The organism is Halalkalibacter nanhaiisediminis, from assembly GCF_007830185.1.
GTDB classification, from domain to species: Bacteria; Bacillota; Bacilli; order Bacillales; family Bacillaceae_D; genus Halalkalibacter; species Halalkalibacter nanhaiisediminis.
Map to the genome: position 1 here is coordinate 377,310 of NZ_VLKZ01000003.1, position 26,233 is coordinate 403,542.

The following is a 26,233-nucleotide window of genomic DNA, read 5'->3' on the forward strand; positions in this document are numbered from 1 at the left end:
TAAGGGAGATCATAAGAATGAATCCTAAAAGAGATGCTTTTATGGGTACACTCATGCTCGTTATCGGGCTATTCATCTTGTATCTATCAATCACAATGGAGCGACAAGAATTTACTGATCCAGCCTCGGGAAGCTTTATTCCCGGTCTGGTATCAGTCATTATGATAGGGTGCGGTGTTAATGTATTAGTAAGACGAAAGCGTTCAATAGAATCTGGCATTATAGAAAAGAAGAAAAACGATTCAAGTCATCTTTATACAGTTGGACTCTTTTTTCTCATTACCTTACTCTTTGTCATTAGCTTATCTTTCTTACCATTTACGTTAGCTGCCTTCCTTTTTTTATTTATTTTATTTTTTATATTAAAAGGAATGTCGATAAAGCGGAACCTTTTCATTTCCGTAGGAACAGTTGCTGTCATTTATTTTGTTTTTGAATCTGTGTTTCAAATTGTATTTCCGTAGGGAGAAAGAGAATGGAAAATTTACAAAACTTATTCATACCTTTTACTGATCCCTATCTTATTTTTATTATAGCGGTCGGTACAATTGCAGGAATTATCATTGGAGCGATTCCAGGCTTATCTGTCACCATGGCTGTGGTGCTATTAGTATCTCTTACTTTTTCATGGGATTTATTTCCTGCCCTTGCACTGATGATGGGTGTGTTTGTTGGAGGAGTATATGGTGGATCGCGTTCGGCGATTTTATTAAATATTCCAGGTGGTCCAGCAGCTCTTGCGACAACGTTTGATGGCTATCCACTTACACAACAAGGAAAAGCAGGTTATGCGATTGGAATCACGACCATTTTTTCATTTATTGGTGGTCTTATTGGTCTTATTTTCTTAATCATAGCTGCACCATTAGTGTCAGATATTGCGATATCTTTTTCACCTCGTGATTATTTTTTACTGGCAGTCATTGGTTTATTTTTAGTTGGAAGCTTAAGTGAAGGTTCTTTGTCAAAAGCAATATTTGCGGCTGGATTTGGAGTGATCGTCGGTTTAGTAGGAATGGATCCAATGAACGGGGCTGGGAGATTTACATTTGATTCATTAGCCTTAATGAGTGGGATTAACTTTATTACAGCATTACTTGGGTTGTTTGGATTTTCAGAAGTCCTTCATCAATTAAAAACATTGCATGATAAAGGGGAAACAACAAAAGTAATTGGAAAAATCATCCCTCCATTTCGGATTTTATTTAATTTATTACCATTATCCATTCGTGTGTCTGTCCTCGGCGTTTTAACAGGTGCTCTTCCTGGCGTAGGTGGTGAAATTGCCGCATTACTTGCCTATGATCATGCGAAACGAACGGTCAAGAAACCTAAGAAAGAATTTGGGAAAGGTGCATATGAAGGGGTTATGGCACCAGAAGCAGCTAATAATGCAGCTGTTGGGGGCGCATTAATTCCAATGCTCACCCTTGGAATACCAGGAGATGCAGTCACAGCTGTTATTATTGGAGGGCTTTTTATCCATGGTTTAAGACCAGGACCTATGTTAATGACAGAATCACCTGATTTATTTTACATCATTGCTGGTTCAGCATTACTCGCTAATATCTTTTTGTTACTATTTGGATTACTTGCTGTCTCATACTTTGCTAGAATCTTTTTAATTTCTAAAAAAATTCTTTTGCCAATTGTTGCATTGATTACAATTATTGGAGCTTATGCTATAAATAACAGTATTACAGATGTATACTGGATGCTAGGCTTTGGAGTGCTTGGCTATTTTATGAAGCAATACGGATTCCCAGTCGGACCACTAGTGCTTGGAATTATTCTTGGCCCTATGATCGATGTTTCGTTTAGGAGAGCGGTCATGTCTGAAAATGGTGACTTAGTTGCCTTCGGAATGAGCTTTTTTTCAAGTCCGATTAGCACGATTTTGTTGTTAACATTTGTGTTTGTATTATTTTCACAGACTATATGGTATAAGAGTTTAAAGGCGAAGGTGTTTGGAAGAAAAAGTGAATGATGAGGTATGTTAAAAACCACTCTTTTGAGTGGTTTTTAAGTCTATTTCAATTGACATTCCCTCTATTTTAAAATAAATTTAATCTCATAAATCATTTCCTAGATTAAAAAATTGTTTGATTAAGTGAACAAATAACTCCAGTGAACATATATATTTATTACATATATTTTGGCCTAATAGTCCAATATGTAAAGAACAGTCTAGGTTTAAAGCAACATTCTAATTATATTGGGTTATTAAAAGGACGGAGAAGAAAGATGACAGAGAATCTGTTATTGGCGTTTGGATTAACATTAATGGCAGGGCTTGCTACTGGTATTGGAAGCTTGCTGGCTTTTTTTACATCGACGACAAACACGAAATTTTTATCATTCTCGCTAGGTTTTTCTGCTGGTGTGATGATTTATGTGTCGATGATTGAGATTTTTGTAAAGGCACAGGATGCGTTAGTCGCTTCACTCGGAAATGAATTAGGAAATTGGATGACGGTGGCTGGATTTTTTGGAGGAATGATTTTAATTGCTTTGATTGACAGGTTTATTCCGAAGCAAGGAAATCCGCATGAAGTGAAGACAGTTGAGGATATGAATAAACCAAATAAAGAAGTAAAGGATCGTCAGCTGTTGAAAATGGGAACCTTTACAGCGCTGGCAATTGCGATTCACAATTTTCCAGAAGGAATTGCTACTTTTACCTCAGCATTGCAGGACCCATCACTTGGCATTGCAATTGCGATTGCTATCGCGATTCATAATATCCCTGAAGGAATTGCGGTTTCTGTTCCAGTCTATTTCGCAACAGGGGATAAGAAAAAAGCCTTTAAGCTTTCTTTTTTGTCTGGCTTATCTGAGCCTGTCGGTGCAATTGTGGCGTATCTTTTTTTAATGCCATATTTAAATGATACAATGTTCGGGATTATTTTCGCAGCTGTGGCGGGGATTATGATTTTTATTTCACTAGATGAATTATTACCTGCTGCGAAAAAGTACGATGAAGCCCATACGTCAATTTACGGGTTGATTGGTGGAATGGCTGTTATGGCGATTAGTTTATTGTTGTTTATATAGAAAAATGCCCTTATCAATGTTGTCAGTGATGAGGGCTTTTTGCTTAACTTCTATTATTGACTAAATTATCTAAAAAGAATTACTATATTGATAATATACTTTGTGAGTTTACTTAAAATCGAAAGGGGAAGACGGTAGTGACTTACATAAGTGAATTAAAAAAACTACTTCCTGAAGAACAAATGACGACAAATCAAACGATGCGAGAGCAACATAGTCGAGATGAAAGCTATCACGAACCAAGTTTGCCAGATGTTGTTGTATTTCCGAAAACGACAGCTGAGGTGAGTAAAGTCGTTGCTTTTGCAAATGAACATCAGATTCCTGTTGTTCCGTTTGGATTAGGGACTAGTTTAGAAGGCCATATCATTCCGTATCATGGTGGGATTTCACTTGATATGTCACTAATGAACCGAGTGCTTGAGATTAGAGAACGTGATTTTTTAGTAAAAGTGGAACCAGGGATTACACGAACACAGTTAAATAAAGAATTAAAGAAGTATGGTCTGTTTTTCTCGGTCGATCCTGGAGCTGATGCTACACTTGGCGGGATGGCGGCGACGAATGCCAGTGGAACAACCTCTGTCAAATACGGAATTATGAGAGATCAAGTGCGTGATTTAGAGGTTGTCCTTGCAAGTGGGGAGGTGATTCATACTGGTGGCTTGTCCGCTAAATCATCTTCAGGTTATCACTTAAATGGATTAATCGTTGGTTCAGAAGGTACGCTTGGGGTCATTACAGAGTTGACCTTAAAAGTATATGGTATTCCAGAATCGATTATGGCAGCGAGAGCGACATTCCCTGATATACAGGCTGCAGTTGATGCAGTGACGGGAATTTTATCATCAGGTATTTCTATTGCCAGAATTGAATTAGTAGATGATCGGTCTATTCAACAGGTGAATACATACAATCAGTTAAACTATGTTGAAAAACCAACCTTATTCTTAGAGTTTCACGGCAATGAGGCAGGATTAGCTCAAGACGTCGAGTTTACGAAGGAAATAGTCAGTGATTTCGGCTGTAATGATATTCAATTTGAGTTAGATAATAAAGCGCGTGCCGAGTTGTGGGAGGTGCGTCATAACTTAGCTTACGCGTTTATTCATGGCTTCGCAGGTAAAAAACTGATGGTAACAGATGTGAGCGTTCCCTTGACAGAGCTTGCTGGCGCTATTATTGATGCACGAAAAGCGATTGAAACCGAGAAAATGGATGGTGCAATTGTCGGGCATGTTGGTGATGGAAATTATCATGCGCTTCTAATGATCGATATGAAAAATAAAGAGGAAGTCGAGAAGGCGAAAAGAGTCAATGAGCATATTGTCAATTACGCCCTAGCACGTGGAGGAACGTGTACAGGAGAGCATGGAGTAGGGGTTGGTAAAGCTATGTATCAGCCTTTAGAGCATGGGGCTGCTTATACGGTTATGCAATCGATAAAACAAACACTTGATCCTCATCATATATTAAACCCAGGGAAAATTTTTATGAAAAAAGATCAATAAAGATAAAAAACAAGGAAGCGATTAATGCTTCCTTGTTATGGTCTTTTTAACTTGTTCTTCAGCCAAACGTATGATTTCCTCTTCCGTTGTATAAGTGTCTAAAATAACGTTTGTTTGATAACATTTATCTTGAAAGTTTACTTTCACATTTACTTGTACCATATTCTTTTCTCCTGTCTAACATAGGTTCACAAATGAACCTTGATATTACGTGTGTTTTGAAATTAATTTTGCTAAAGCTTCTTTTGGTTGGAAGCCAACAACTTGATCCACTACTTTTCCCTCTTTAAAAAGAAGAAGAGTAGGGATACTCATAATCTGAAATGATCTTGACGTTTCAGGATTATCATCGACATCAAGCTTAATAATTTTCACTTGATCTCCCATCTCACTATCTAGCTCCTCAAGCACTGGTGCAATCATTTTACAAGGTCCGCACCACGGTGCCCAAAAATCTGCTAATACTAATCCTTCACTTGATTCACCTTTAAACGTATTATCTGTTACATGTAAAATAGCCATTTTTATTCCTCCTAAATGTTATTGTTCATACATTCCTATTAGGTAATGATTAGTCATTCTCTTTTGTTTGCCCTAATTGATTGCTGAATTCTGAGTCAGCTGGAGTTTCTGTATTGTTTTGCTTAGAATCTTGTTGAATTTCGTTTAATTGCTTCGTTAACTCCATGAACCACTCTTTATCTTTAGCAGCTAATGCTACGTCAATTAAACTCCGTATTTGTTCTTTATTATTAGGGGTGGAAGTTGGTAACTTCTTAATCTGTTCACGGTACAGTTTTACTTTCTTACCGATTGTTTCGTTATTATCACTAACGACGACCTGTACTTCCACTTTTTCTTGAAATGGATTTAAGGTTTCGATGTAACCATGAATTAATTCACCTTGATTCGATTCTGCCTTAATCCAATCACCAACCGCAAAAATCTCTTTTTGATTTGAAAACATGCTATATTCACCATCACTTTCAAAGTGTTATTTATAAAGTTACAGTTTAACGAAAAAAATTTATTGTTTAGTATATCTTGCATTGTCCTTACTGTAAACAAAAAAGTTACAGTAGCGATATAAAGAAAAATTAAATCAATATCAACGACATTGTTTAATTTTCTCTAAGACTGAGCTAATGGTCATTTGATTTAAATAGTTTTCAAGATGGATTTCAGCATCATCAAAAATCTCATCCATGACAACCTGAGTATTAGAAGATATTTGACACTCTCGCTCTGGATCGCCTGTACACCAGTTTGGTTTAAGCTTTCCTTGTGAGACAGGGCGATAAATTTGAGCTAGTGTCACTTCATCTGGGTTAGCGCTAAGAATATATCCGCCTCCAATCCCTTCTTTTGTTGAAACTAAACCACTTTTACGCAAGCAGCTCATGATCTTACGGATTCTTGCAGGATTAGTGCAAACATTATGTGCAATTTCTTCACTGCTAGCCATCCGATCAGGTAAATAAGCTAAGAAGACTAAGCTGTGTACGGCTATAGTAAAATCACTAGTCACTTGATCCATTTCCTTTCCCTTTGCTTGGATTACTGTAATCATAAAATATACAGTTAGAAAAGTCAAAGGGAATGCTTGGGCGATAATTTTGCTGATTTGTTTAATTTAGAGCTCTAGAATACATTCATTCCTTCTATATTATTCTATTACCTGATTGAACTGAATTGAAACTTATATATGTCTCAACTTTTGATAAAACATTTTATTGACATAACGTTTAAAACTATATAGGATACTTAAGTGGCAATTTGTTCCCATGTTAACTTTTTGAAAATGAAATAGTACGTGAAGAAAGAAGGAATGCACGGTGTCACCAGAACAACGAAAGAAAATGATCATCTTAATGATTAATATGTTTATCGCGATCGGTAGCTTTGGAATTATTATACCCATTCTACCTGCATATCTTGAGTCAATTGGAGAAGGAGGGACAGCAGCAGGTCTAATGATTGCGATTTTCGCAGGTGCTCAGTTTCTGATGTCTCCAGTTGCTGGCAAGTGGGCTGATCAGTACGGACGACGGAAGATGATAATTGCAGGACTTGCTGGATTAACGTTATCTGCGTTTGTCTTTTACTTTTCAGGTTCGGTTTGGGTTTTGTATTTTTCACGTATTATTGGTGGAATTGGTGCGGCGCTTCTGATTCCTGCTATTTTTGCATATGTTGCGGACATTACGTCTGAGGAGCAGCGTGCAAGAGGGAATAGTCTAATTTCAGCAGCCTTGTCTCTTGGAATTGTAATTGGTCCTGGTATTGGTGGATTTTTGGCTGACTTTGGATTAAAAGCTCCCCTTCTTGTCTCGGCATTAGTATCGCTCGTAGCGGTGTTCTTTTCGGTCATTGTCCTAAAGGAAAGTGGAGAAGCTGGAAACTTAATGCCTGATTCAAAACCAGATCCAATGGCAAAAATGATTGTTGAATCGGTTAAAAAACCTTACTTTATTCCACTCGTGATCACGCTTATTATGAGTTTTGGTTTAATGGCGTATGAATCCGTGCTCGGTCTTTTTGTCGATAATCAATTTGGCGCAACACCACAGGAAATTGCAGTCATGATTACGGCAACAGGGATCATTAGTGTGATTGCGCAGCTATTTATCGTTGATCGAATTGTAGCTCGTTACGGAGAAGGTACTGTTCTTAGCATCTTTCTAGGAGTTGCAACGGTTGGATTTTTACTAACATTTTTCGCTTCCAGCTACATTTTGTTTTTCATCGTCACACTGATCATCTTCCTGGCAACATCAATTTTGAGACCAGTCCTTACAACGATGGTTTCTAAATTGGCTGGCAATGAGCAAGGATTTGCGATGGGAATGAACAATGCATACATGAGTATTGGTAATATACTTGGGCCTTTGCTTGCTGGCGTTTTGTATGATGTTGATATTACGTATCCATTTATTCTAGGAATGGTTGTATTAGCTATTACGACGATTGCTTCGGTAAGTTGGCAGAGGAAACGTGCTGCTGTTAGGGAAGGTTGATTTTAAATTGGAAGATAGTCCTGTTTAATAGTGTTTTTATATATTAATACAGCGCACCACCTTTGTTCAATTAACGAACGAGGTGGTGTTTTTATCATACATAAAAAAACAAAATAACAAAAATAAGATTTTAAAACTCGCATTGAATAATCAGTTTATTATAAATAGTAAGTCAACAAGATTCACTAATTTGAAAGCGTTATCATTTAGGGGGGATTAAATGTTAACAAAGGCTGCTGTTACGAATGGAAAAGGTGATCCGTTTAAAATTGAATCATTGAAAGTGGATGAACCAAAGGCTGGGGAAGTTCTTGTTCGTATCGTAGGAGTAGGGATTTGTCACACTGATTTGATCGTACGTGATCAATATTATCCTGTTCCACTCCCAGCCGTTCTTGGGCATGAGGGATCAGGTGTTGTTGAAAAAATTGGGGATGGTGTAACGAGTGTCGTACCAGGTGACCATGTTGTCCTTTCCTTTGCATCTTGTGGAACTTGTAAGAGCTGCATGACAGGCAGACCGTATGCTTGTCAAACTTTTTATGAGTTGAACTTTACAGGAACGATGCAGGATGGATCATGCAGAATTCATAAGGAAGATGGGACTGATGTTTCCAATTTCTTTGGGCAAGCAAGTTTTTCAGAATATGCTGTTGTTTCTGAACGAAATGTCGTTAATGTGCCTAAAGATGTACCGCTCGAATTATTAGGGCCTCTTGGATGCGGGATTCAAACAGGTAGTGGAGCCGTTTTGAATAAGCTTAAGCCAGAAATTGGATCAAGTATTGTCATATTTGGTTCGGGATCAGTTGGGTTAAGCGCGATTATGGCAGCAAAAGTCGCTAGTTGTGGGACGATTATTGCAGTGGATGTTCAAGAAAGTAGACTTGAGTTTGCGAAAGAATTAGGGGCTACTCATACGATTAACCCTAAGAATGTCAATGTTGTTGAGGAAATTCAAACAATTACAGGAGGTGGGGCCGATTACACAATCGAAACGACCAGTCGACCAGAGGTTTTACGTCAAGCCGTTGATAGTCTTGCCACGCTTGGTACAACAGTCATTATTGGTGCGCCTGCATTAGGGACGGAAGTGAGTCTTGATGTAAATACCATTTTATTTGAAAAGAAAGTGACGGGGTTATTGTTAGGTTCTAGTATTCCACAAATTTTCATCCCACAACTAATTGGGTTGTACAAAGAAGGGAAATTTCCTTTTGATAAGCTAGTAAAATATTATACTCTTGATCAAATTAATCAAGCGGCAGATGATTCAGAGTCAGGTGTCACGATTAAACCAATTCTTAAAATTAGTTAGTAATTGAAAGGGAGTGGGAGTATGGCTAAAGTATCAACAGTTAAATATCCTCAGTGGAGTAAGCTTCCTATCGGCGGTGTTTGGAAAGAAGGTTCAAGTACACAATATGAAACGGTAAAAAATCCATACAATGAGGAAGTTCTCGCTGAAATCAAATTAGCAAATAAGTCGGATATTGATGAAGCATATAACAAGGCGAAAGAAGCTCAAGCAAAATGGGCGAAAGTGTCAGCTTATGAAAAAGCTTCGCTGTTAGAGAAGGTGGCTGAGCTTATCGAAGAACGACGCCAAGAAATTGTGACGATGTTAGTCGAGGAAAGTGGAAGCTCAATCGTAAAAGCAAATGTTGAGGTAGACGCTTCCATTGGAGACACGAAAGAAGCTGCGAAATATCCATTTAAAATGGAGGGCACGATTCACTCTTCGCTTATCCCTGGAAAGGAAAATAGAGTATATCGCAATCCAATTGGCGTGATTGGAGCGATTACTCCTTGGAACTGGCCGTTTTATTTAACGATTCGTGTTGTCGCACCTGCGATTGCAACTGGTAATAGTATTGTGTTAAAGGCAGACTCTCAAACACCAATAACAGGTGGATTGATGATTGCTAAAATTTTTGAAGATGCTGGTTTACCACAAGGATTGATCAATGTCATTGTTGCTGACGTAAGTGAGATTGGTGATTCGATGGTTGATCACCCTATTCCGCGCGTGATTTCATTTACGGGGTCAACAGCTGCAGGTAAACGAATTGGTGCTGTTGCTGGGCAGAATTTGAAAAAAGTAGCACTCGAACTTGGTGGCAATAATGTCATGATTGTGCTTGATGATGCGGATGTCGATCAAGCGGTCTCGGCAGCTGCCTTCGGAAAATTCTTCCACCAAGGTCAAATATGTCTGTCTGCCAATCGTATTATGGTTGACCGTAAAATCTATCCAGCATTCGTTGAGAAGTTTAAAGAAGTCACTTCAACCATTAAGGTTGGAAACCCAGCAGAAGATGGGAATATTATCGGCCCATTGATTAATGAAAAGCAAGTTGACCGAATCGTGAAATTTGTGGAGCAAAGTGTAAGTGAGGGTGCAACGGTTGAAATTGAAGGAAAAGTAGAAGGGAAATTGATGAGCCCATTTGTTCTCTCAAATGTGACAAATGATATGGCGGTAGCTCAAAATGAGTTATTTGGTCCTGTCGCTGCGATTATGCCAATTGATGGTGAGGAAGAGGCAATCAGGATTGCGAATGCAAGTAATTTTGGTTTAAGTGGTTCAGTCTTTTCAGGGTCGCTCGAGAGAGGTATCAAAGTGGCTCATGAAATTGAAACAGGAATGATTCATGTCAATGACCAAACGGTAAATGTTGAACCTAACATGCCATTTGGCGGTGAAAAACTCTCTGGAATTGGTAGATATTGCGGCGAAGAAGCACTTGAAGAATTCACAACAGTTAAGTGGATGTCAGTTCAAAATGATCCACGTCAGTATCCATTCTCATAATAGATGAATAACAAAGGGGCCTACATTGACTGGCCCCATTTCTTTTATTCATGCCAGGGCATTTACATAATCAAGGGTCACAATCGTTTGAGAACGAAAGAAATATTTTGAAATGTTTAAATATAATTTTAAAACTATTGCGCTTGATTATTGCTAAAATTAAATTATGATAAATCAAAATTTTCAAACTTACTTTATAGTAAATTTTATTGATAGGAGGGTTTGCAGGTGGATGGAAATGGAAGCTTGAAATTAGATGCTAATAAGGAAAAGTCATGGAATGTGCTTTTAGATCCAGATGTTTTAGAAAGATGTATCATGGGTTGTGAGAAACTGGAGCTTGTTGATGAAAATACGTACCACGCTGATCTTTCAGTTGGCATTGCAGCTGTAAAAGGACAGTATACTTCCATTATCAAAATTACGAATGTCGAAAAGCCTGAACGTTACACCTTGATTGTCAAAGGTGAGGGTGGACCAGGCAATGTAGAGGCTACGGCAAACATTGAATTAACAGAGCAAGATGAGCAGACGACCGTTCTTAGCTATTCGTATGAAGCTGAAGTCGGTGGTAAAGTCGCCATGGTCGGTCAACGAATGCTTGGTGGGGTAGCTAAATTAATTATTAAAGATTTTTTCAAGAAATTCGCTAAAGAATTGGATAAATCTGAAGCACATCGTTAATGGATGACTAACGTATAGAAAGGAGTGAGGAAATGAATCTTGGGATGGCATTAGATGTTTCTGTGAATCGATATCCGAATAGAATTGCAGTCGTCCAAGAAAATCAGGAATTAAGTTATGCCCAACTAAACGATAAAGTGTTAAAGGTTGCTGCTTCATTGCAAAGAGTTGGTGTAGTGAAAAATGACAGGGTAATTGTGATTTTAAAAAATAGAGTTGAAAACTATGTTGTCTATTGGGCACTGCAAAAGCTTGGTGCCATTTACACACCGATTAATTATCGCCTATCAGCAAAAGAAGTTGAGTATTGTGTAAACGATGCAGAAGCGAAAGTCGTGATCTATGAAAATGCGAGTCAAAATGCTGTGCTTGGAGCTGAGTTCATCAGTAAGCCGATCTTAATTGGCATAGATGGTGTTATTGGCGTAGATATCTATTATTCTGAGCTAATCAATCGAAGTCCTGGTTCTTATCAAGAATGTCAGATTAATGAAAATGACATTTCAATTATGCTCTATACATCAGGAACAACTGGAAGACCTAAGGGAGTACCAAGAACTCATAAAAATGAGTATTCAGCAGCGATGGCACATATCATTCAAAACCAATATGTATTAGGAGAAAGTACGTTAGGGACGATGCCTCTCTACCATACGATGGGGATTCGCTCATTAATTTCGATGGTTCTTTTAAATGGGAAATTTGCTATTTTACCAGATTTTGATGCAGAAGCTGCTCTGAAAATACTAAGTAAAGAAAAGATCAGCTCTCTTTATTTAATTCCTACTCTATATCATGACATCTTAAGTCATAAAAACTTTGATAAATATGATCTGACATCATTAAAGAAAATCGGTTATGCAGGAGCCCCAATGACGACAGATTTAGTACAAAAGTGCATTGATAAACTAAATCCAGCTGTGTTTGTGAATCACTACGGAAGTACAGAAATATATACATTTACCATTTGCCCACATGTGCCTGATAAACCAGGAAGTGCAGGGAAGGCGGGTATTCATGAACAGGTTAACTTAGTTGTTCCTGATCCTGATGGGCATTCCACTCCAAAAGACATCGTGAGAAAAGGTGAAGTTGGAGAAATAATTGTCAATTTAAATTCGAATGAAGCCTTTAAAGGATATTGGAATCGTCCTGATGCGACCCAAAAGGCGATCAGAGATGGTTGGTATTTTACTGGTGACTTAGGTGTACAGGATGATGATGGGGACTTGTTTGTCGTAGGACGAGTTGACGATATGATTATATCAGGTGGAGAAAATATTCATCCAATCGAAGTAGAAGATACGCTCTCATTGCATCCAAAGGTTGATGAGGTTGTCATTATTGGCGAGCTGGATGAGCGCTGGGGTCAAATTGTTACCGCTTACATCGTACCGAAAGATCCAACATTGACGATTCAGGAATTAGATGAATTTTGTAAAAGTGATGCTACATTAACGAATTTCAAACGTCCTCGCAAATATGTATTTATAAAAGAAGTTCCAAAAAGTGCAGTTGGCAAAATTCTTCGTCGCAAGCTCCGTAATGGGGAATTTGAAGTATATGAAAAGGAAGTTATCAAATAACACAGAGAAGGAAGTTGATAATCATGTCAGTAATCAATCAAACATACGATCATATTCGAGTAGAAAAAAATGTAGAAAAACAGACGGCAACGATTATTTTTGATCGTCCAGAAAAAATGAACTATATTAGTATGCTTGCGAGAGATCAGATCACGGAAATCTTTGATGGGTTAAATAAGGACGAGGAAGTACGAGTGATTATTTTAAAAGGAGAAGGGGACAAAGCATTCAGTGCAGGAGGCAGCATTCCTGAATTCATGGCTACACATCAAGAAAAATTATCTCATTTAGCTGAAAATGTCGCCGCCCCAGAACGCTCACCAAAGCCAGTGATAGCACAATTACAAGGGTATACATTCGGTGTGGGTTTAGAGCTTGCTATGGCCTGTGATTTTAGGATTGCGGCTGAAGACACATTGTTAGGGCTTCCTGAAATGAACCTTGGTATGATTCCTGGAAGTGGCGGAACACAACGTATTGCTAAAATTGCTGGATTAACAAGAGCGAAGGATATGATTATGAGAGCTAGAAAAATCCCAGCTGATGAAGCGTATCAATGGGGATTACTTACGAAAGTCGTGGCCAAAAGTGAGCTACAGCAATCAGTAGATTCATTGGTAGAGGAGCTTGTCCAATTCTCACCAATAGCGCAAAAAGTCGCAAAAGAAGTGCTAAATGCAGCAGAAGAAAGTCCATTAAGTGTTGGGATTCAAGTAGAAGGGAAAGCATATGGCTTATTACGGACGACAGAAGACTTTAAAGAAGGTGTTGATGCCTTTGTCGAAAAACGTAAGCCTAAATTCACAGGAAAATAAATCATTTTAGGTAAATGGAGCAGGTATTTTTACATGGTATGTATAATATCTTTATTAGAAATACCTGCTCCTTACTAATTATCACATGTTTTAATGGATAATAATGTAAACGTTTTCTTGTTTTAGGAACTTTCATAAGTCTATGCTATGAATAAGCCTAAATTTTTTCTTTCCAACTAGAAACTAACCAACTAACCAACTTTTAAGGGAGGGATTTTTGTGGCTGAGTTGTTGATTGTCGATTCAGATAAAGAGACTCGTAATGAAATTCGTTCTCTAGTAGAAACCAGCCAATATAATTTTCTTTCTATTTATGAATCAAGCTTTGCGCAAAGAGGGTTGACGTTACTCAAACAGTCTCAGCCAAGTGCGCTCATTTTAGATTTATCTTTGCCTGATATGGACGGTTTAGATTTCGGTCGAATGGCGTTAGAGCTATATCCTGATTTACCGATTATCGTCGTGACTCAAATAAAAATGTTTGAACTAGCTCAGGAAGCGATCAATGCTGGATTTGCTGCCTACCTCTTAAAGCCGCTCCTTCGCGATGTACTCTTAAACACGTTTGAAAGAATATTAGATCCTTCATTAAGTAAAGAGGTCAATCAAGCGATTAGACAAACAGAAGAGTTTTCAAACGATTTGCGCAAGCCAATTGAAAGTGCGATTCACTATATTCAATTACATTACAATGAGCCATTAACTTTAAAACATCTTGCGGATCTTGTTTATTTAAGTCCGTCCTATTTTAGTAAATTATTTAAAGAAGAAACAAATACGACGTTTGTTGAATATCTCGCCTCGATACGTGTACAAAAAGCGAAGGGGATGCTGCGAATGTCTTCTTTACCTATTGATGTCATTGCAAACAATACAGGCTTTAAAAATTCTGGCTATTTTGCGACAACATTTAAACGAATAGAGGGCAGAACTCCAACTGAATACCGGGAAAAATTTTATTGGAAACGAAATAAAAAAGGAATAGGGTAGTGTGATGAGGAGAGAGTCTAGCGTTGAGGCTCTCTCCTTTCTTTTGCGAAAATAGAGCAAGGTAATGGTAACGAGAAAATATTTAAAAATAGTAAAATCGAAATTTAAAACTCGCGAAGTAAAAAAACAACTAGTATAAAAGAACAAGTAATAAGACTAAATTTTCTGAAATTTATATTTGTAGAAAGAGGATGATGATTTATGTCAATTTGTTAATAAGCTTCCATAGCTGCAGAATTCATCATTTTTGCAAAATCATTTCAATATGACGAGAGAATGGAGCGAGTGAAATGAACGAAAAAGGTAGGAATCGATTCGATGAAGTTCAAGCACCAGGCATAAAATCAGGGTTAAAAGACTTCCCGAAACATTTAAACAGTCAGACGATCACAACGGGTACGATTGCGGCTATATTTGGCATGACAGGCCCAGCTATGATTATTATTGGGGCTGCCGAGGCTGGTGGCCTAACAATGGAACAGACGGTATCATGGTTATTCGCGGTTTATTTTATTGGAGGTATATTTAGTATCTTACTGGCACTTCATTACAAAATGCCAATTAACGGTGCATACTCGATTCCAGGGGCGATTTTAATGGCATCAGCTCTAACCTTATTTTCGCTTAATGAAGCAGCTGGTGCATATTTGATGGCAGGAATTTTAGTGTTGATTCTAGGGGTAACAAAATCAATAGGAAAAATCATGAAATTTATTCCGCTGCCAATCATTTTAGCAATGATCGCTGGCTCGATGTTTCGTTTTGCATTAGGTATTATTGATTCTGTAGAGCAGCTTCCAATTGTGGTGGGATTAACAGTCGTAACGTTTTTTGGGTTATATGGTATAAGAGCTAAATTTCCTCCTATCCTAGGTGCTCTTATTGTCGGAACGGTTGTCGCTTTTGGGATGGGATTATTTCAAATACAGTCTGTGGAGATAGGATTAGCGATGCCTGCATTAGTCATTCCTGTATTTTCACTCGACGCCTTTTTCTCGATTTCAATCCCATTAGCTATTCTTGTTATTGGGGCGGAAAATGCTCAGGCTACCGGGGCATTATTGGCTCAAAAATATAAGCCACCTGTTAATTTTATGACTACGCTATCTGGTATAGGTGGAATTCTCACTTCATTCTTTGGTGGGCATAATGCAAATATTGCAGGGCCGATGACAGCTTTATGTGCTTCAGAAAATGCAGGTAAGAAGGAAGGGCGATATGCCGCAACAATTGTAGACGGAGTATTATTTGCTTCATTTGGATTATTTGCAGGTATTGCTGTTCCTATTTTATTGGGGCTTCCAGGCGCACTTATTTCAGCTGTTGCAGGGCTGGCGATGATTGCCGTATTAATTAATGCACTCCAAGGTGCCTTTTCTGAAAAAAGATTTCAAGTCGGGGCGTTTTGTGCACTTGCTATCGGGTTGTCAGGGATCACTCTTTTTCAAATTAGTGCACCATTCTGGGCATTAGTTGTTGGGGTTACTGTCTCATTTATTGTCGAAAGAAATGATTTTAAGTCATTAATGAAAGTAGTTACTGTGAACTCAGAACAGCCAGAAGAAAAGGAAGTAGTGAATTCTTAAACATATTGGCGCTGAATTTTAACTTACCATTCTAAATAATAATTTATAAGGGTAAAAGTGAAATTTTAAAACATATATAAACGGATTTTTACTACGATGAAAATAGAATAGTAAAAGATAAGATCCTGCTAAGGGGGGATTGACTTGAACATTGCGATTTCAAAAGAAATTGACAGGTGCAAGCAACTAGGCTTAAGAGGGGTTCTTGCTACGATCATTTCTGTAGAAGGCTCTACTTATCAAAAAGCGGGTACTAAATGCTTTCTTGCTGAGGATGGTAAATTAACTGGACTCCTGAGTGGTGGATGTGTAGAGAACGATATTATTGAACATGGAAAACAGATTATCGATAGCGGTGAAACAAAATGCCTGCAGTATGATCTTCGAGATAATGGTGATGAAGTATGGGGGCTTGGTGTAGGATGTAACGGTTCAATGGAGATTTTTTTAGAGCCTTATCATTCAAGTGGTCATGATCCGAATAGCAAAGTGATCGAAAAAATGTATGCGGTTACAACTCCTCATGTCGTTTCAACAATTGTTGATGCGAAGGATTCAACATTAATAGGTGAAAAATGGATCGTTTCTTTAAAAAATTTTAAGGAAGAGAAAGTTTCTTCTTTATTTAGTAAAAAGAACCTACAGGGCGAGGAAGGAAAGAAGCTGGGGTTAGTAAGTGATGAAAATATGAAGCTTTTTATTGAAGAAGTAGCACCACCTCCAGCATTAATCATTTTTGGAGCGGGACCAGATGCGGTGCCGCTCGTACAAGCGGTGAAACAAATTGGTTGGCATGTTACGGTAATTGATCATCGTCCTGGATTTGTCACGAAAGAAAATTTCCCTTTGGCAGATCAACTCATATGTTCACCACCAGGAACGATGGCAAATGTGGTGCTAAATGAAAATACATTCACTGTCATTATGAGTCATCATTTTTCACAAGATCAAATGGTGCTTAAACACCTCCTCAAAACCAACGTTCCTTATATTGGGTTATTGGGTCCTAAGAGGCGAGCGGTGCAATTATTAGAATCGATTCTCACAATGAAATCGGTACAACAGCTGCGTATGGATCGAATCCATAGTCCAATTGGGTTAAATATTGGGGCAAAGACACCAGAGGAAATCGCCTTTAGTATCGTATCGGAATTAATCGCCGTTTACCGTCATGCATCGGCTGCGCATTTAAAAGATACAGAGAAAGGATTAAGGCTAAAAGGGGAGCGTGATCTCTTATATCAAATGTAAAAAAAGAAGTATGGGGGATTATATTAGCGGCAGGGAACTCAAAAAGAATGGGGTCGCCAAAGCTTTTATTACCATATAAAAATGAATCACTCATTAGTCAAGTGATTCAACAAGTTAAGTATTCCGATTTAGATAATTTTATCATCGTCATCAATGCAAAAGTAGAAGGTTTACTTCAAGAAGTACAAAACCACAGAGTCGATCATTTCGTCTTGCATGAAGAATCGCACTTAGGTATGGCAAGCTCGATCAAAAAAGGATTAGCGAAAATACCAGATTACGTCGCTGGTGTCATGTTTCTCCTTGGAGATCAACCTGGTATGACAAGTGGAGAAATAAACAGAGTTCTAGCAGGCTACAAAGAAAAAAAGAACGTCCCGATTCTTCAAGCTACTTATTTAGGGAAGCCTGGTCATCCCGTCTTGTTTGATAGAACGATTATGCCACTCCTTTATGAGATTGAAGGAGATATAGGTGCAAAGAATATTTTGAGACAATATAAAGAAAAAATGAAGTATATCGAAATGGAGAAAGAGCCGATTCCAGATATCGATACGATTGAGGATTATAGAAGCGTAATGGAAAAGGAGGGTACTCATGAGTCAGTCAATCGGTCAACCCGTTACGAGAGTAGAAGATAAACGATTGCTTACAGGAAAAGGGACCTATATAGATGATATAGCTGTCACGGCAAATACGGCACATGCGGCAATTTTGCGCAGTCCGTATCCTCATGCAAAGATTGTTTCCATTGATATATCAAAAGCAGAGGAAATCCAAGGTGTCAAAAAAGTCATTACAGGTAAGGATATTGAACCGTATCTCAAGCCATTTGGCGTCGGGGTAAGTGCGCCTGTCAAATATTATCCGCTTGCCATTGATAAAGTCCGTTACGTAGGTGAGCCAGTCGCGATTATTGTTGCAAAAGATCGTTACATTGCAGAAGATGCGATGGACTTTGTTAAAGTGACCTATGAAGCACTGAAGCCAGTGGTCGATATTGAATATTCATTAGAAGCAGATGCACCTGTTTTGCATGAAAATATAGGAAATAATATCGCCAATCACCGTACATTCCATTATGGTGAAGTCGATAAAGCGTTTGAGGAAGCAGATCGGATCATTAAGCACAAATTTCATTTCCCTAAATATTCAGCTACCCCAGTTGAAACGTATGGAGTCGTCGCCAATTATGACGAAGGGATGGATCAATATACGGTTCACGCTAATTTCCATGGGCCATTCATTATTCAAGCGGTTATGGCACAAGCTTTACAAATTCCGAGTAATCGATTACGTATCATTGTGCCAAAAGATATTGGAGGAAGCTACGGAATCAAAGCGGGAATTTTTCCATATATTGTCCTTTGTGCGATTACGAGTAAACTAGCTGGTTGCCCTGTTAAATGGATTGAAGACAGGCAGGAGCATCTTTCTTCAAGTTCAAGTGGAACAGACAGGGTGACCTATATTGAAATGGCTGTTCAAAATGATGGAAAAGTTTTAGGCTGCAAAATGAAATTAATTGATAATGTAGGTGCATATATTCGAGCACCAGAACCAGCTTGTTTATACCGCACCCATGCGAATTCTACTGGTGCATATGATATTCCGAATTTAGCAATTGATGCGTACGCAATTATGACCAATAAATCACCAACTGGTTTAATTCGAGGCTATGGTGGGCAAGAGCTTTACTTTCCATTAGAGCGAATCATGCAAATAGTCGCGGATGAACTTGGAATCGATCATGCTGATGTGATTAGAAGAAACTTAGTGAAGAAAGAGCAGTTCCCCTATACAACGGCTTCTGGTGGTGTGTATGACAGTGGTGATTATGAAAAAGCATTCGGATTAGTATTAGATACGGGGATGTACGAACAGTTTAAAGAAAAACAAAAGAAAGCTCGTGAGAAGGGGAAGTTATTTGGTGTAGGTCTCGCCTGTATTGTCGAACCATCTGGGTCAAATATGGGATACATTACGATTGCATTAACGCCAGAAGAAAGAGCTAAGTCACTGCCTAAATCAGGCTGTGCCGAAGCAGCCACGATTTCGATGGACCCACTTGGAAGTGTAAATGTCAGAATTAGCACAACACCATCAGGGCAAGGACATGAAACAGTAGCAGCTCAAATTGTAGCTGATGTGTTAAATATTCCAAGAGAGCAGATTAACGTTGTAGCTGAACTTGATACGTCAACGAGTGCATGGTCGATTGCCTCTGGGAGCTATTCGAGTCGTTTTGCGTCACTCGGCTCAAGTGCCGTATTTTATGCTGCTCATAAAGTACGCGATAAATTGTTTAAGATTGCAGCCCACCAGTTTAGTGTAGATGAAAGCGACTTAGAACTAATTGATGGACATTTTGTTGATAAACATGATGCTTCTAATAAAGTATCGGTAAAACGGATTGCTGGACTGTCTCATTGGAATCCACTTGCACTTCCTGAAGGACTAGAGCCAGGAATCTATGAAACATACTACTATACAGCTAAAATCGCTGAGCCGCCAGATGAAAATGATTTAATCAATTCATCGGTTACGTATGGGTTTGTAGCTGATATGGTGACAGTAGAAATTGATCCAGATACGTATGAAATTAACATTATCGATTATGTGACTGTCCATGATGCAGGAAAACTATTGAATCCTTTAATCGTAGATGGTCAAATATTTGGCGGATTAGCGCACGGGCTTGGTGGAGCCTTGTACGAAGAGCTTGCTTATGATCAAAAAGGGCAATTTTTGACGGGATCATTTATGGATTATTTATGCCCAACTGCACCAGAAATGCCTCCAGTAACGATTAAACATATTGAAACGCCATCACCGATTACACCACTTGGTGCAAAAGGGTTAGGTGAAGGGAACACAATGAGTGCACCTGTAGTCATCGCAAATGCCGTCAGCGATGCATTAAAACCATATAACATCATGATAGATCGATTACCGCTAACGCCAAATAAAATCTATCAACTGCTAGAGCAGGTCAAGGAAACGAAATGAGAAAGGGGGAGGAGTGTGAATGAAACCCGCAAAGTTTGACTATTATAAGCCCAATACATTAAACGAAGCATTGAGCTTGTTAGAAGAGCTAGGAGAGAACGGGAAGATTATTGCTGGCGGACAAAGTCTCGTGCCAATTATGAACATGCGACTAGCAACACCTGAGGCCTTAATTGATATTAATAATCTAGAAGACTTACATTATATTAAGAAAGAAGATAGTATGATCAAAATTGGAGCGTTAACAAGACAAAGGATCGTCGAAACATCAGACATAATTCGTGAAAATTGCGGATTATTGGCTGACTCTATTCCGCACATTGGCCATGTTCAAACAAGAAACAGAGGAACGATTGGTGGAAGCCTTGTCCATGCCGACCCTACTGCAGAGTTACCACTTGCTTTGCTAGCCCTAAAAGGGACATTACACATATCATCGAGTGATGAAGTGAGGGTTGTCGAAGCAGAAGACTTTTTCATTACGTATTTAACTACGGATATGATGCCTAATGAAATTCTAACGGAGATCCAAATTCCGATCATGGAAGGTAGAGTTGGATATGCTTTTGCTGAAATAGCGAGACGGCATGGTGATTTTGGCATCGTTGCAGCAGCCTGTGTGATGACGATAGATGATAACGAAAACCTTGAATCAATCCGTTTAACACTCGGTGGAGTTGAGGCAATACCATTATTAGTAGAAGAAGCTGAGGAGATTCTCAAAGGAGAAAAGGTGACAGACTCTCTCTTAGAGCAAATAACAGAAGCTGTCGTAGATGTAATCGATCCAGAATCTGATCTGCATGCCTCGGCCGAGTATCGCACACATTTGGCTAAAATCTTAACAAAACGAGTGATTAATGAAGCGTACTCCAAGGCAAAGGGGGTCATATAAATGGAACGCCAAAAAATTCAAGTAACGATAAATGAAGACGTTTATCATGAAGAAGCTGAACCTCGCATGCTTCTCAGTGACTTTATTCGAGAGACTTGCGGCTTAACAGGTACACATGTTGGCTGTGAGCACGGCGTATGCGGTGCATGTACGGTGATGGTTAATGGAACTGCTGTAAGAAGCTGCTTGATGTTTGCTGTTCAAGTTGACGGGGGCGAACTCACTACCGTTGAGGGACTAAAACAAGGGGAGGAACTAACTGACCTCCAAGAAAATTTCATTAAACATCATGGTCTCCAATGCGGTTTTTGTACGGCGGGAATTCTCATGTCCACAAAAGAGTTTCTTGAGCAGAATGAACAACCTTCTACTGAAGACATCAAAGACATGCTATCAGGGCATTTATGCAGATGCACAGGATATGATGGTATTATCAAAGCGATTGAGCAAACGGCGAAGGATCGTGGGTGAAGGGTTAATCGTATAATAAAAAGCGTTAGTTCTTGTAGTAGGAAAATACTACTAATGGAACTGACGCTTTTTTTATAAATGTATTGATTGGAAAAAAGGAAGTTATTCTTAATAGATAAAAAGATGATTAGAATTCATACTGCCCTTCTTGTATATTTGTTATTTATCCAAACCCTCCTGCACAGTCCTCCAAAAACTCTCATCCTCAAGTCCCATTCTCCACATCGATGTGCCAGCTAGTTTGTATTTGTGAACAAGCTCTGTTTTGTTCTTAATACTTGCTTCATTTTCAAACCAAACTGTATGCTTGTCCCCATTATCAGCAATGTAATGAAAATATGGGCTTTTGGAGGCGGAGTCCCACTGCACTTCTGCACCTGTTTTCTCGATTAATGTCTCAACCTCTTTCCAAGAAACAGCCTTATTTTCATCGCTGTTATTTAGATTCCAATCATACCCATAAGCAGGTAAACCGATTAAAATCTTTTCAGAAGGAATCTTGCTCGTGGCATATTGCAGGACATTTTCCACCCAATTGACCCCAGCTACTGATCCAGGTTCACCCCAAGTACCGTGTTGGTCATAAGACATTAACTGAATATAGTCGGCCACTTCACCTAATGTTTTGTATTCAAATGTACCGCTCCATTCCCAATCAGGAAAATCTCCTGTTTTGGCTGGAACAGAAACGATAACAGGGTAATGATGTTCGTGGAATACCTTAACAACTTCTTTAATAAATTGATTGAAATTCTCTCGATCGTTTGCATACATATTTTCAAAATTAATATTTAATCCTGTATAACCATTTGTTTTAACCAACTGCAACATCGAATCAATCGTTGTTTTTCTCAAGTGAGCATCTGAGAGAATACGATTTGCTACATCTGAATCAAATTGGTTTTGAATCGTGGCATACGTTTTTAATCCTTTTTTATTGGCAAAATCAATGCTTTCCTGTGGATTAAAACCGTCAATTGTTCCATTTGCTGTTACGTGATAGGTTGCGATCGCGATTTGATTCATATACTGATGGTTGTTTTGCAATGAATTAGATGAGGTGACATCTTGATCCCAATATTGCGTAAAGTAACCGAGGTTCATCAACTCTTTATGAGAAACTTCAACGGCTTGTTCAGGTTGAATGACTTTTTCCTCGTTGTTACTTTCGCTACTTTCATCATTCTTCTTAGGTTCTTTTTCTACTAGAATAATAAAACTACTAAAAACGAGTAGAAAAGCAAAAAGGATAGGGAGTATTTTTACATATCTCATAGCATTCTCCTTATCAAATATTATTTTATTAGAATACTATGAGAAGAGCTGAGTGCCTACTGGAAATGGGAGGAGGAGCAGGAATAGATTTGATGTTTTCGAGGGATGAACATACTTGAGGACTTTCATGAGTTGCTGCTCTCAACCTAGAATGAAAAAGCATTATTCTTATTTTATCCAACTAGAAACGAACCAACTTTCACACAGAAAATAGGCTGTCTCCCAAAAGGTGGTATACATTTTTTTGGAAGCAGCCAAAAGTGTTACTTTCTATTAAAACCCATCCTCTGCCCCAGAAAATGGGATACCTAATCTATTTTCTACTTGGCGGAGTCTACGATTTAAACGATTCAATCGTCCTGTATGAATTTCATCATTTCGATTCAGGCGAATAACCTCCTGATTAATTCGGTTGATTTCTTCATTAATTCGTCTGATTTCTTGATTTTGACGAGTAAGCTCTGCTATTTGCCGCTCATTTTGTCTTTCGAGTTGATTTACTCTTCGTTCAATAGATTGGGGTGGCTGTCTCATAAACTCCTCTTGGTCTGGTTGCTGCTGATGCAGATGTTCCTGTTGGACATACGGATAATAATGATCATACATGGAATAGTCAATTTGTTGCGGGACATAGCCTTGATAGAAATATTGCGGGTTCATCAGGTGGCACTCCTTTACGTTTTTTATAGGGATAAACACCTTATACCTTATGTATAAAAACACGGAGTGACAGGGCCAGTGCCTAAAATTTCTAGATGAAAATAGTGAAAGAGCCTTTAAAATAAAAAAAGACCGAGCAATCATCGCTCGGTCCTCCTCATGATTATCTGACAACAATGTCATCATTTTCAACAATGATATTTACTGACGTCACTTCTTCGTGATCTAAAATCAAATCCGTTACGCGGTCTTCAAGTTGTTCTTGAATCACGCGGCGAAGCGGACGCGCACCAAAAGCTGGGTGATAGCCAAGCTCGGCTAATTTTTCTTTCGCTTCTTGTGAAACGGTCATTGTAATGTTTTGCTCTGCTAATGTTTCTTGTAAATCGTTAAGCATTAAGTCAACAATTTTAACTAAATCGTCTTTTTCTAAGTGATTGAATTCAATAATCGCATCAAAGCGGTTCAAGAATTCAGGCTTAAAGTAAGAAGATAAGGAGTCAAGCACAGATGGTTGTGTTCCTTCATTTTCTGCCCCAAATCCAACTGTCTTTTTCTTCTCGCCGACACCTGCGTTACTTGTCATAATAATAACAGTGTCTTTAAAGCTTACTGTACGTCCTTGGCTGTCCGTTAGACGACCATCCTCTAAAATTTGCAAGAACATATGTTGAACATCTGGATGTGCCTTTTCGATTTCATCAAGTAAGATGATTGAATAAGGATTACGACGCACTTTCTCTGTCAATTGTCCTGCTTCATTATGACCGACATAGCCAGGAGGAGAACCAATTAATTTTGAGACGGCATGTTTCTCCATATATTCACTCATATCAAGACGAACCATTGCGTCTTTTGAGCCAAACATTTCTTCGGCTAATGTTTTCGTTAATTCTGTTTTACCGACACCAGTTGGTCCGACAAATAAGAAGGAACCAATTGGGCGATGCTTTGCCTTAAGACCAGCACGAGAGCGACGAATTGCTTTGGCTACTTTTTTGACCGCTTCACTTTGGCCAATTACTTTACCTGCTAAATGGTCAGCTAGGTTTTTCATTTTCGCTGAATCATTAGCTTGAAGCTTACCAACAGGGATGCCTGTTTTCTTTTCAATAATGCTTTGAATGTGCTCCACATCAACGACAGCTTTTTTGTCTTCTTTATTTTGTAGACGTTTTTCAAGCGTTGCTTCTTCATCACGAAGTTTAGCCGCGATTTCATAGTTTTCTTCTTTTAATGCTTTATCTTTTTCAGCAGAGATAGTAGCTAAGCGTTTCTCAATCTCATCATGACTTGTCACACCAGCTTGAAGATTCATTTTTGAACCAGCTTCATCAAGTAGATCAATCGCTTTATCTGGTAAGAAACGATCTTGAATGTAGCGATGCGATAACGTTACACACGCTTTAATCGCCTCATCTGTATAGCGAACATTATGGTAATTTTCGTATTTGCTTTGAATGCCTTTTAAGATTTCCATTGCTTTATCAACAGCTGGCTCATGAACTGTTACTGGCTGGAAGCGACGCTCAAGCGCTGCATCTTTTTCAATCGAGCGATACTCTTTTAATGTTGTCGCTCCAACGACTTGAAGTTCACCGCGTGCAAGCGCTGGTTTCAAGATGTTCCCAGCATCCATCGAACCTTCCGCTGAACCAGCTCCAACTAATAAGTGAATTTCATCGATAAATAAAATTACATTTTTACGTTGTTGCAGCTCGGCAATTAACTGTTGCATACGTTCCTCAAATTGACCACGAATACCAGTGTTTGCGACTAAGGAAGCAACATCTAGTAAATACACTTCTTTATTTAATAGTTTAGAAGGGACTGCACCTTCCGTAATTTTTAAAGCTAGTCCTTCTACAATTGCTGTTTTACCGACACCAGGTTCCCCGATTAAAACGGGGTTGTTTTTGTTACGACGGTTTAAAATTTCAATGACGCGCGCAACTTCCTCATCACGTCCGATTACTGGATCAATTAACCCAGCCTTAGCAGCATTCGTTAGGTTACGACCATATTGATCTAAGAAGCCACCGCCGCGATTTCCACCTTGTTGCGGTTTTGCGGATTGGAATCCTTGTTGCTGTGCAGCCATATGCTGGCCTGCAAGCTGTTTGAATAAATCATCGAATGGTGACATATGTGAAAATCCACCTCCAAATCCAGTAGGAATTTTATGCTCAGCTTGTAATTGTTCAAAGCATGGATGGCATAAGTGTAATTGTTGTTTTTTATGATTGAATTGGAAATTTACGTTCACATTCGCTTCTCGTTGTTGACAGTTTTGACATTTCATTTCTCATAACCTCCTCGAAATAATTAGGACCTAATAGAAATAAGGAACTGCAACGCTATTATTTGTTTATCAGTCAAAGGTTAATGTTTGACTTTGACTATCTTTGACCTTTATGAGTTTATTATACTTTGACCTTTTTTGACTTTCAAGTGTTTTGTTTAAAAATTTTTTTGGGAGGATTTTATTGCTATTAATACGCAGGTTATCGAAAGAAGATCAACAACAGAAACAACTATGTACTTAACTGACTCAGAAAAGAGAAATAGTCAAACTTATTTCATGTAAAATGAGAATAGGCATTTAATGTTTAAA

At 38.6% G+C, this 26,233-nt stretch carries 24 protein-coding genes; 17 read left to right on the plus strand and 7 right to left on the minus strand.

The window, feature by feature from the left end:
* Window positions 1–17: 17 nt before the first annotated feature.
* The 4 genes from IQ10_RS07205 (at window position 18) to IQ10_RS07220 (ending at window position 4,565) form a co-directional block, all read left to right on the plus strand.
* The gene (locus IQ10_RS07205; RefSeq protein ID WP_144449786.1) at window positions 18–464 is read left to right on the plus strand and encodes a tripartite tricarboxylate transporter TctB family protein; all 447 of its coding nucleotides are present in this window, start codon (window positions 18–20) and stop codon (window positions 462–464) included.
* Window positions 465–475: 11 nt separating this feature from the next.
* Window positions 476–1,987: a tripartite tricarboxylate transporter permease gene (locus tag IQ10_RS07210; RefSeq protein WP_144449787.1), complete on the plus strand. Its 1,512-nt coding sequence runs from the start codon at window positions 476–478 to the stop codon at window positions 1,985–1,987.
* Window positions 1,988–2,244: 257 nt separating this feature from the next.
* Window positions 2,245–3,054: a zinc transporter ZupT gene (gene zupT, locus IQ10_RS07215; RefSeq protein ID WP_144449788.1), complete on the plus strand. Its 810-nt coding sequence runs from the start codon at window positions 2,245–2,247 to the stop codon at window positions 3,052–3,054.
* A 182-nt stretch (window positions 3,055–3,236) separates the two neighbouring features.
* Entirely contained in the window at window positions 3,237–4,565 is a 1,329-nt protein-coding gene (locus IQ10_RS07220; protein WP_144449887.1) for an FAD-binding oxidoreductase, read from the plus strand.
* 21 nt (window positions 4,566–4,586) lie between these two features.
* Here IQ10_RS07220 and IQ10_RS07225 read toward each other — a convergent pair whose 3' ends face one another.
* The 4 genes from IQ10_RS07225 to IQ10_RS07240 all read right to left on the minus strand — a co-directional run bounded on the left by IQ10_RS07225 (window position 4,587) and on the right by IQ10_RS07240 (window position 6,093).
* Window positions 4,587–4,727, minus strand: coding sequence for a BA3454 family stress response protein (locus tag IQ10_RS07225; RefSeq protein ID WP_144449789.1), 141 nt, complete (start codon window positions 4,725–4,727; stop codon window positions 4,587–4,589).
* A 45-nt stretch (window positions 4,728–4,772) separates the two neighbouring features.
* Window positions 4,773–5,087 carry a thioredoxin gene (gene trxA / locus IQ10_RS07230; RefSeq protein ID WP_144449790.1) on the minus strand — a complete coding sequence of 105 codons (315 nt, stop codon included), beginning with the start codon at window positions 5,085–5,087 and terminating at the stop codon, window positions 4,773–4,775.
* Window positions 5,088–5,136: 49 nt separating this feature from the next.
* A complete protein-coding gene (locus tag IQ10_RS07235) occupies window positions 5,137–5,532 on the minus strand; it encodes an IDEAL domain-containing protein (RefSeq protein WP_144449791.1) in 396 nt (131 codons plus the stop codon).
* Window positions 5,533–5,673: 141 nt separating this feature from the next.
* Window positions 5,674–6,093, minus strand: coding sequence for an RrF2 family transcriptional regulator (locus IQ10_RS07240; protein ID WP_144449888.1), 420 nt, complete (start codon window positions 6,091–6,093; stop codon window positions 5,674–5,676).
* 307 nt (window positions 6,094–6,400) lie between these two features.
* Here IQ10_RS07240 and IQ10_RS07245 point away from each other — a divergent pair, with 307 nt between their 5' ends.
* From IQ10_RS07245 to IQ10_RS07305, 13 genes are all read left to right on the plus strand, one after another.
* On the plus strand, window positions 6,401–7,582 hold the full coding sequence (locus IQ10_RS07245; protein ID WP_144449792.1) for an MFS transporter: 1,182 nt from the start codon (window positions 6,401–6,403) through the stop codon (window positions 7,580–7,582).
* A gap of 220 nt (window positions 7,583–7,802) precedes the next feature.
* The gene (locus IQ10_RS07250; RefSeq protein WP_144449793.1) at window positions 7,803–8,900 is read left to right on the plus strand and encodes an NAD(P)-dependent alcohol dehydrogenase; all 1,098 of its coding nucleotides are present in this window, start codon (window positions 7,803–7,805) and stop codon (window positions 8,898–8,900) included.
* A 21-nt stretch (window positions 8,901–8,921) separates the two neighbouring features.
* Window positions 8,922–10,397 carry an aldehyde dehydrogenase family protein gene (locus tag IQ10_RS07255; protein WP_144449794.1) on the plus strand — a complete coding sequence of 492 codons (1,476 nt, stop codon included), beginning with the start codon at window positions 8,922–8,924 and terminating at the stop codon, window positions 10,395–10,397.
* 228 nt (window positions 10,398–10,625) lie between these two features.
* On the plus strand, window positions 10,626–11,081 hold the full coding sequence (locus IQ10_RS07260) for an SRPBCC family protein (protein ID WP_144449795.1): 456 nt from the start codon (window positions 10,626–10,628) through the stop codon (window positions 11,079–11,081).
* 32 nt (window positions 11,082–11,113) lie between these two features.
* Complete coding sequence (locus tag IQ10_RS07265) at window positions 11,114–12,667, plus strand: class I adenylate-forming enzyme family protein (RefSeq protein WP_144449796.1); 1,554 nt, start codon at window positions 11,114–11,116, stop codon at window positions 12,665–12,667.
* A gap of 23 nt (window positions 12,668–12,690) precedes the next feature.
* Window positions 12,691–13,482, plus strand: a complete 792-nt coding sequence (locus IQ10_RS07270) for an enoyl-CoA hydratase/isomerase family protein (protein ID WP_144449797.1) — start codon at window positions 12,691–12,693, stop codon at window positions 13,480–13,482.
* Between the two features lie 219 nt (window positions 13,483–13,701).
* On the plus strand, window positions 13,702–14,472 hold the full coding sequence (locus IQ10_RS07275) for a helix-turn-helix transcriptional regulator (protein WP_144449798.1): 771 nt from the start codon (window positions 13,702–13,704) through the stop codon (window positions 14,470–14,472).
* A gap of 290 nt (window positions 14,473–14,762) precedes the next feature.
* Window positions 14,763–16,058: a benzoate/H(+) symporter BenE family transporter gene (locus tag IQ10_RS07280; protein WP_144449799.1), complete on the plus strand. Its 1,296-nt coding sequence runs from the start codon at window positions 14,763–14,765 to the stop codon at window positions 16,056–16,058.
* Between the two features lie 144 nt (window positions 16,059–16,202).
* Window positions 16,203–17,309: an XdhC family protein gene (locus tag IQ10_RS07285; protein ID WP_242009778.1), complete on the plus strand. Its 1,107-nt coding sequence runs from the start codon at window positions 16,203–16,205 to the stop codon at window positions 17,307–17,309.
* Window positions 17,310–17,329: 20 nt separating this feature from the next.
* Window positions 17,330–17,950: a nucleotidyltransferase family protein gene (locus IQ10_RS07290; protein WP_277877950.1), complete on the plus strand. Its 621-nt coding sequence runs from the start codon at window positions 17,330–17,332 to the stop codon at window positions 17,948–17,950.
* The gene (locus tag IQ10_RS07295; RefSeq protein ID WP_144449801.1) at window positions 17,907–20,318 is read left to right on the plus strand and encodes a xanthine dehydrogenase family protein molybdopterin-binding subunit; all 2,412 of its coding nucleotides are present in this window, start codon (window positions 17,907–17,909) and stop codon (window positions 20,316–20,318) included. Before IQ10_RS07290 ends, IQ10_RS07295 begins: the two co-directional genes overlap by 44 nt.
* Window positions 20,319–20,337: 19 nt before the next feature.
* Window positions 20,338–21,213: an FAD binding domain-containing protein gene (locus IQ10_RS07300; RefSeq protein WP_144449802.1), complete on the plus strand. Its 876-nt coding sequence runs from the start codon at window positions 20,338–20,340 to the stop codon at window positions 21,211–21,213.
* The gene (locus tag IQ10_RS07305; protein WP_144449803.1) at window positions 21,214–21,684 is read left to right on the plus strand and encodes a (2Fe-2S)-binding protein; all 471 of its coding nucleotides are present in this window, start codon (window positions 21,214–21,216) and stop codon (window positions 21,682–21,684) included. It abuts the gene before it with no gap.
* A gap of 159 nt (window positions 21,685–21,843) precedes the next feature.
* Here the strand turns inward: IQ10_RS07305 and IQ10_RS07310 are convergent, their stop codons facing one another.
* The 3 genes from IQ10_RS07310 to IQ10_RS07320 all read right to left on the minus strand — a co-directional run bounded on the left by IQ10_RS07310 (window position 21,844) and on the right by IQ10_RS07320 (window position 25,921).
* Window positions 21,844–22,959, minus strand: a complete 1,116-nt coding sequence (locus tag IQ10_RS07310) for a glycosyl hydrolase family 18 protein (protein ID WP_144449804.1) — start codon at window positions 22,957–22,959, stop codon at window positions 21,844–21,846.
* A 273-nt stretch (window positions 22,960–23,232) separates the two neighbouring features.
* A complete protein-coding gene (locus IQ10_RS07315) occupies window positions 23,233–23,619 on the minus strand; it encodes a hypothetical protein (protein WP_144449805.1) in 387 nt (128 codons plus the stop codon).
* A gap of 163 nt (window positions 23,620–23,782) precedes the next feature.
* Window positions 23,783–25,921 carry an ATP-dependent Clp protease ATP-binding subunit gene (locus IQ10_RS07320; protein ID WP_144449806.1) on the minus strand — a complete coding sequence of 713 codons (2,139 nt, stop codon included), beginning with the start codon at window positions 25,919–25,921 and terminating at the stop codon, window positions 23,783–23,785.
* Window positions 25,922–26,233: the final 312 nt, after the last annotated feature.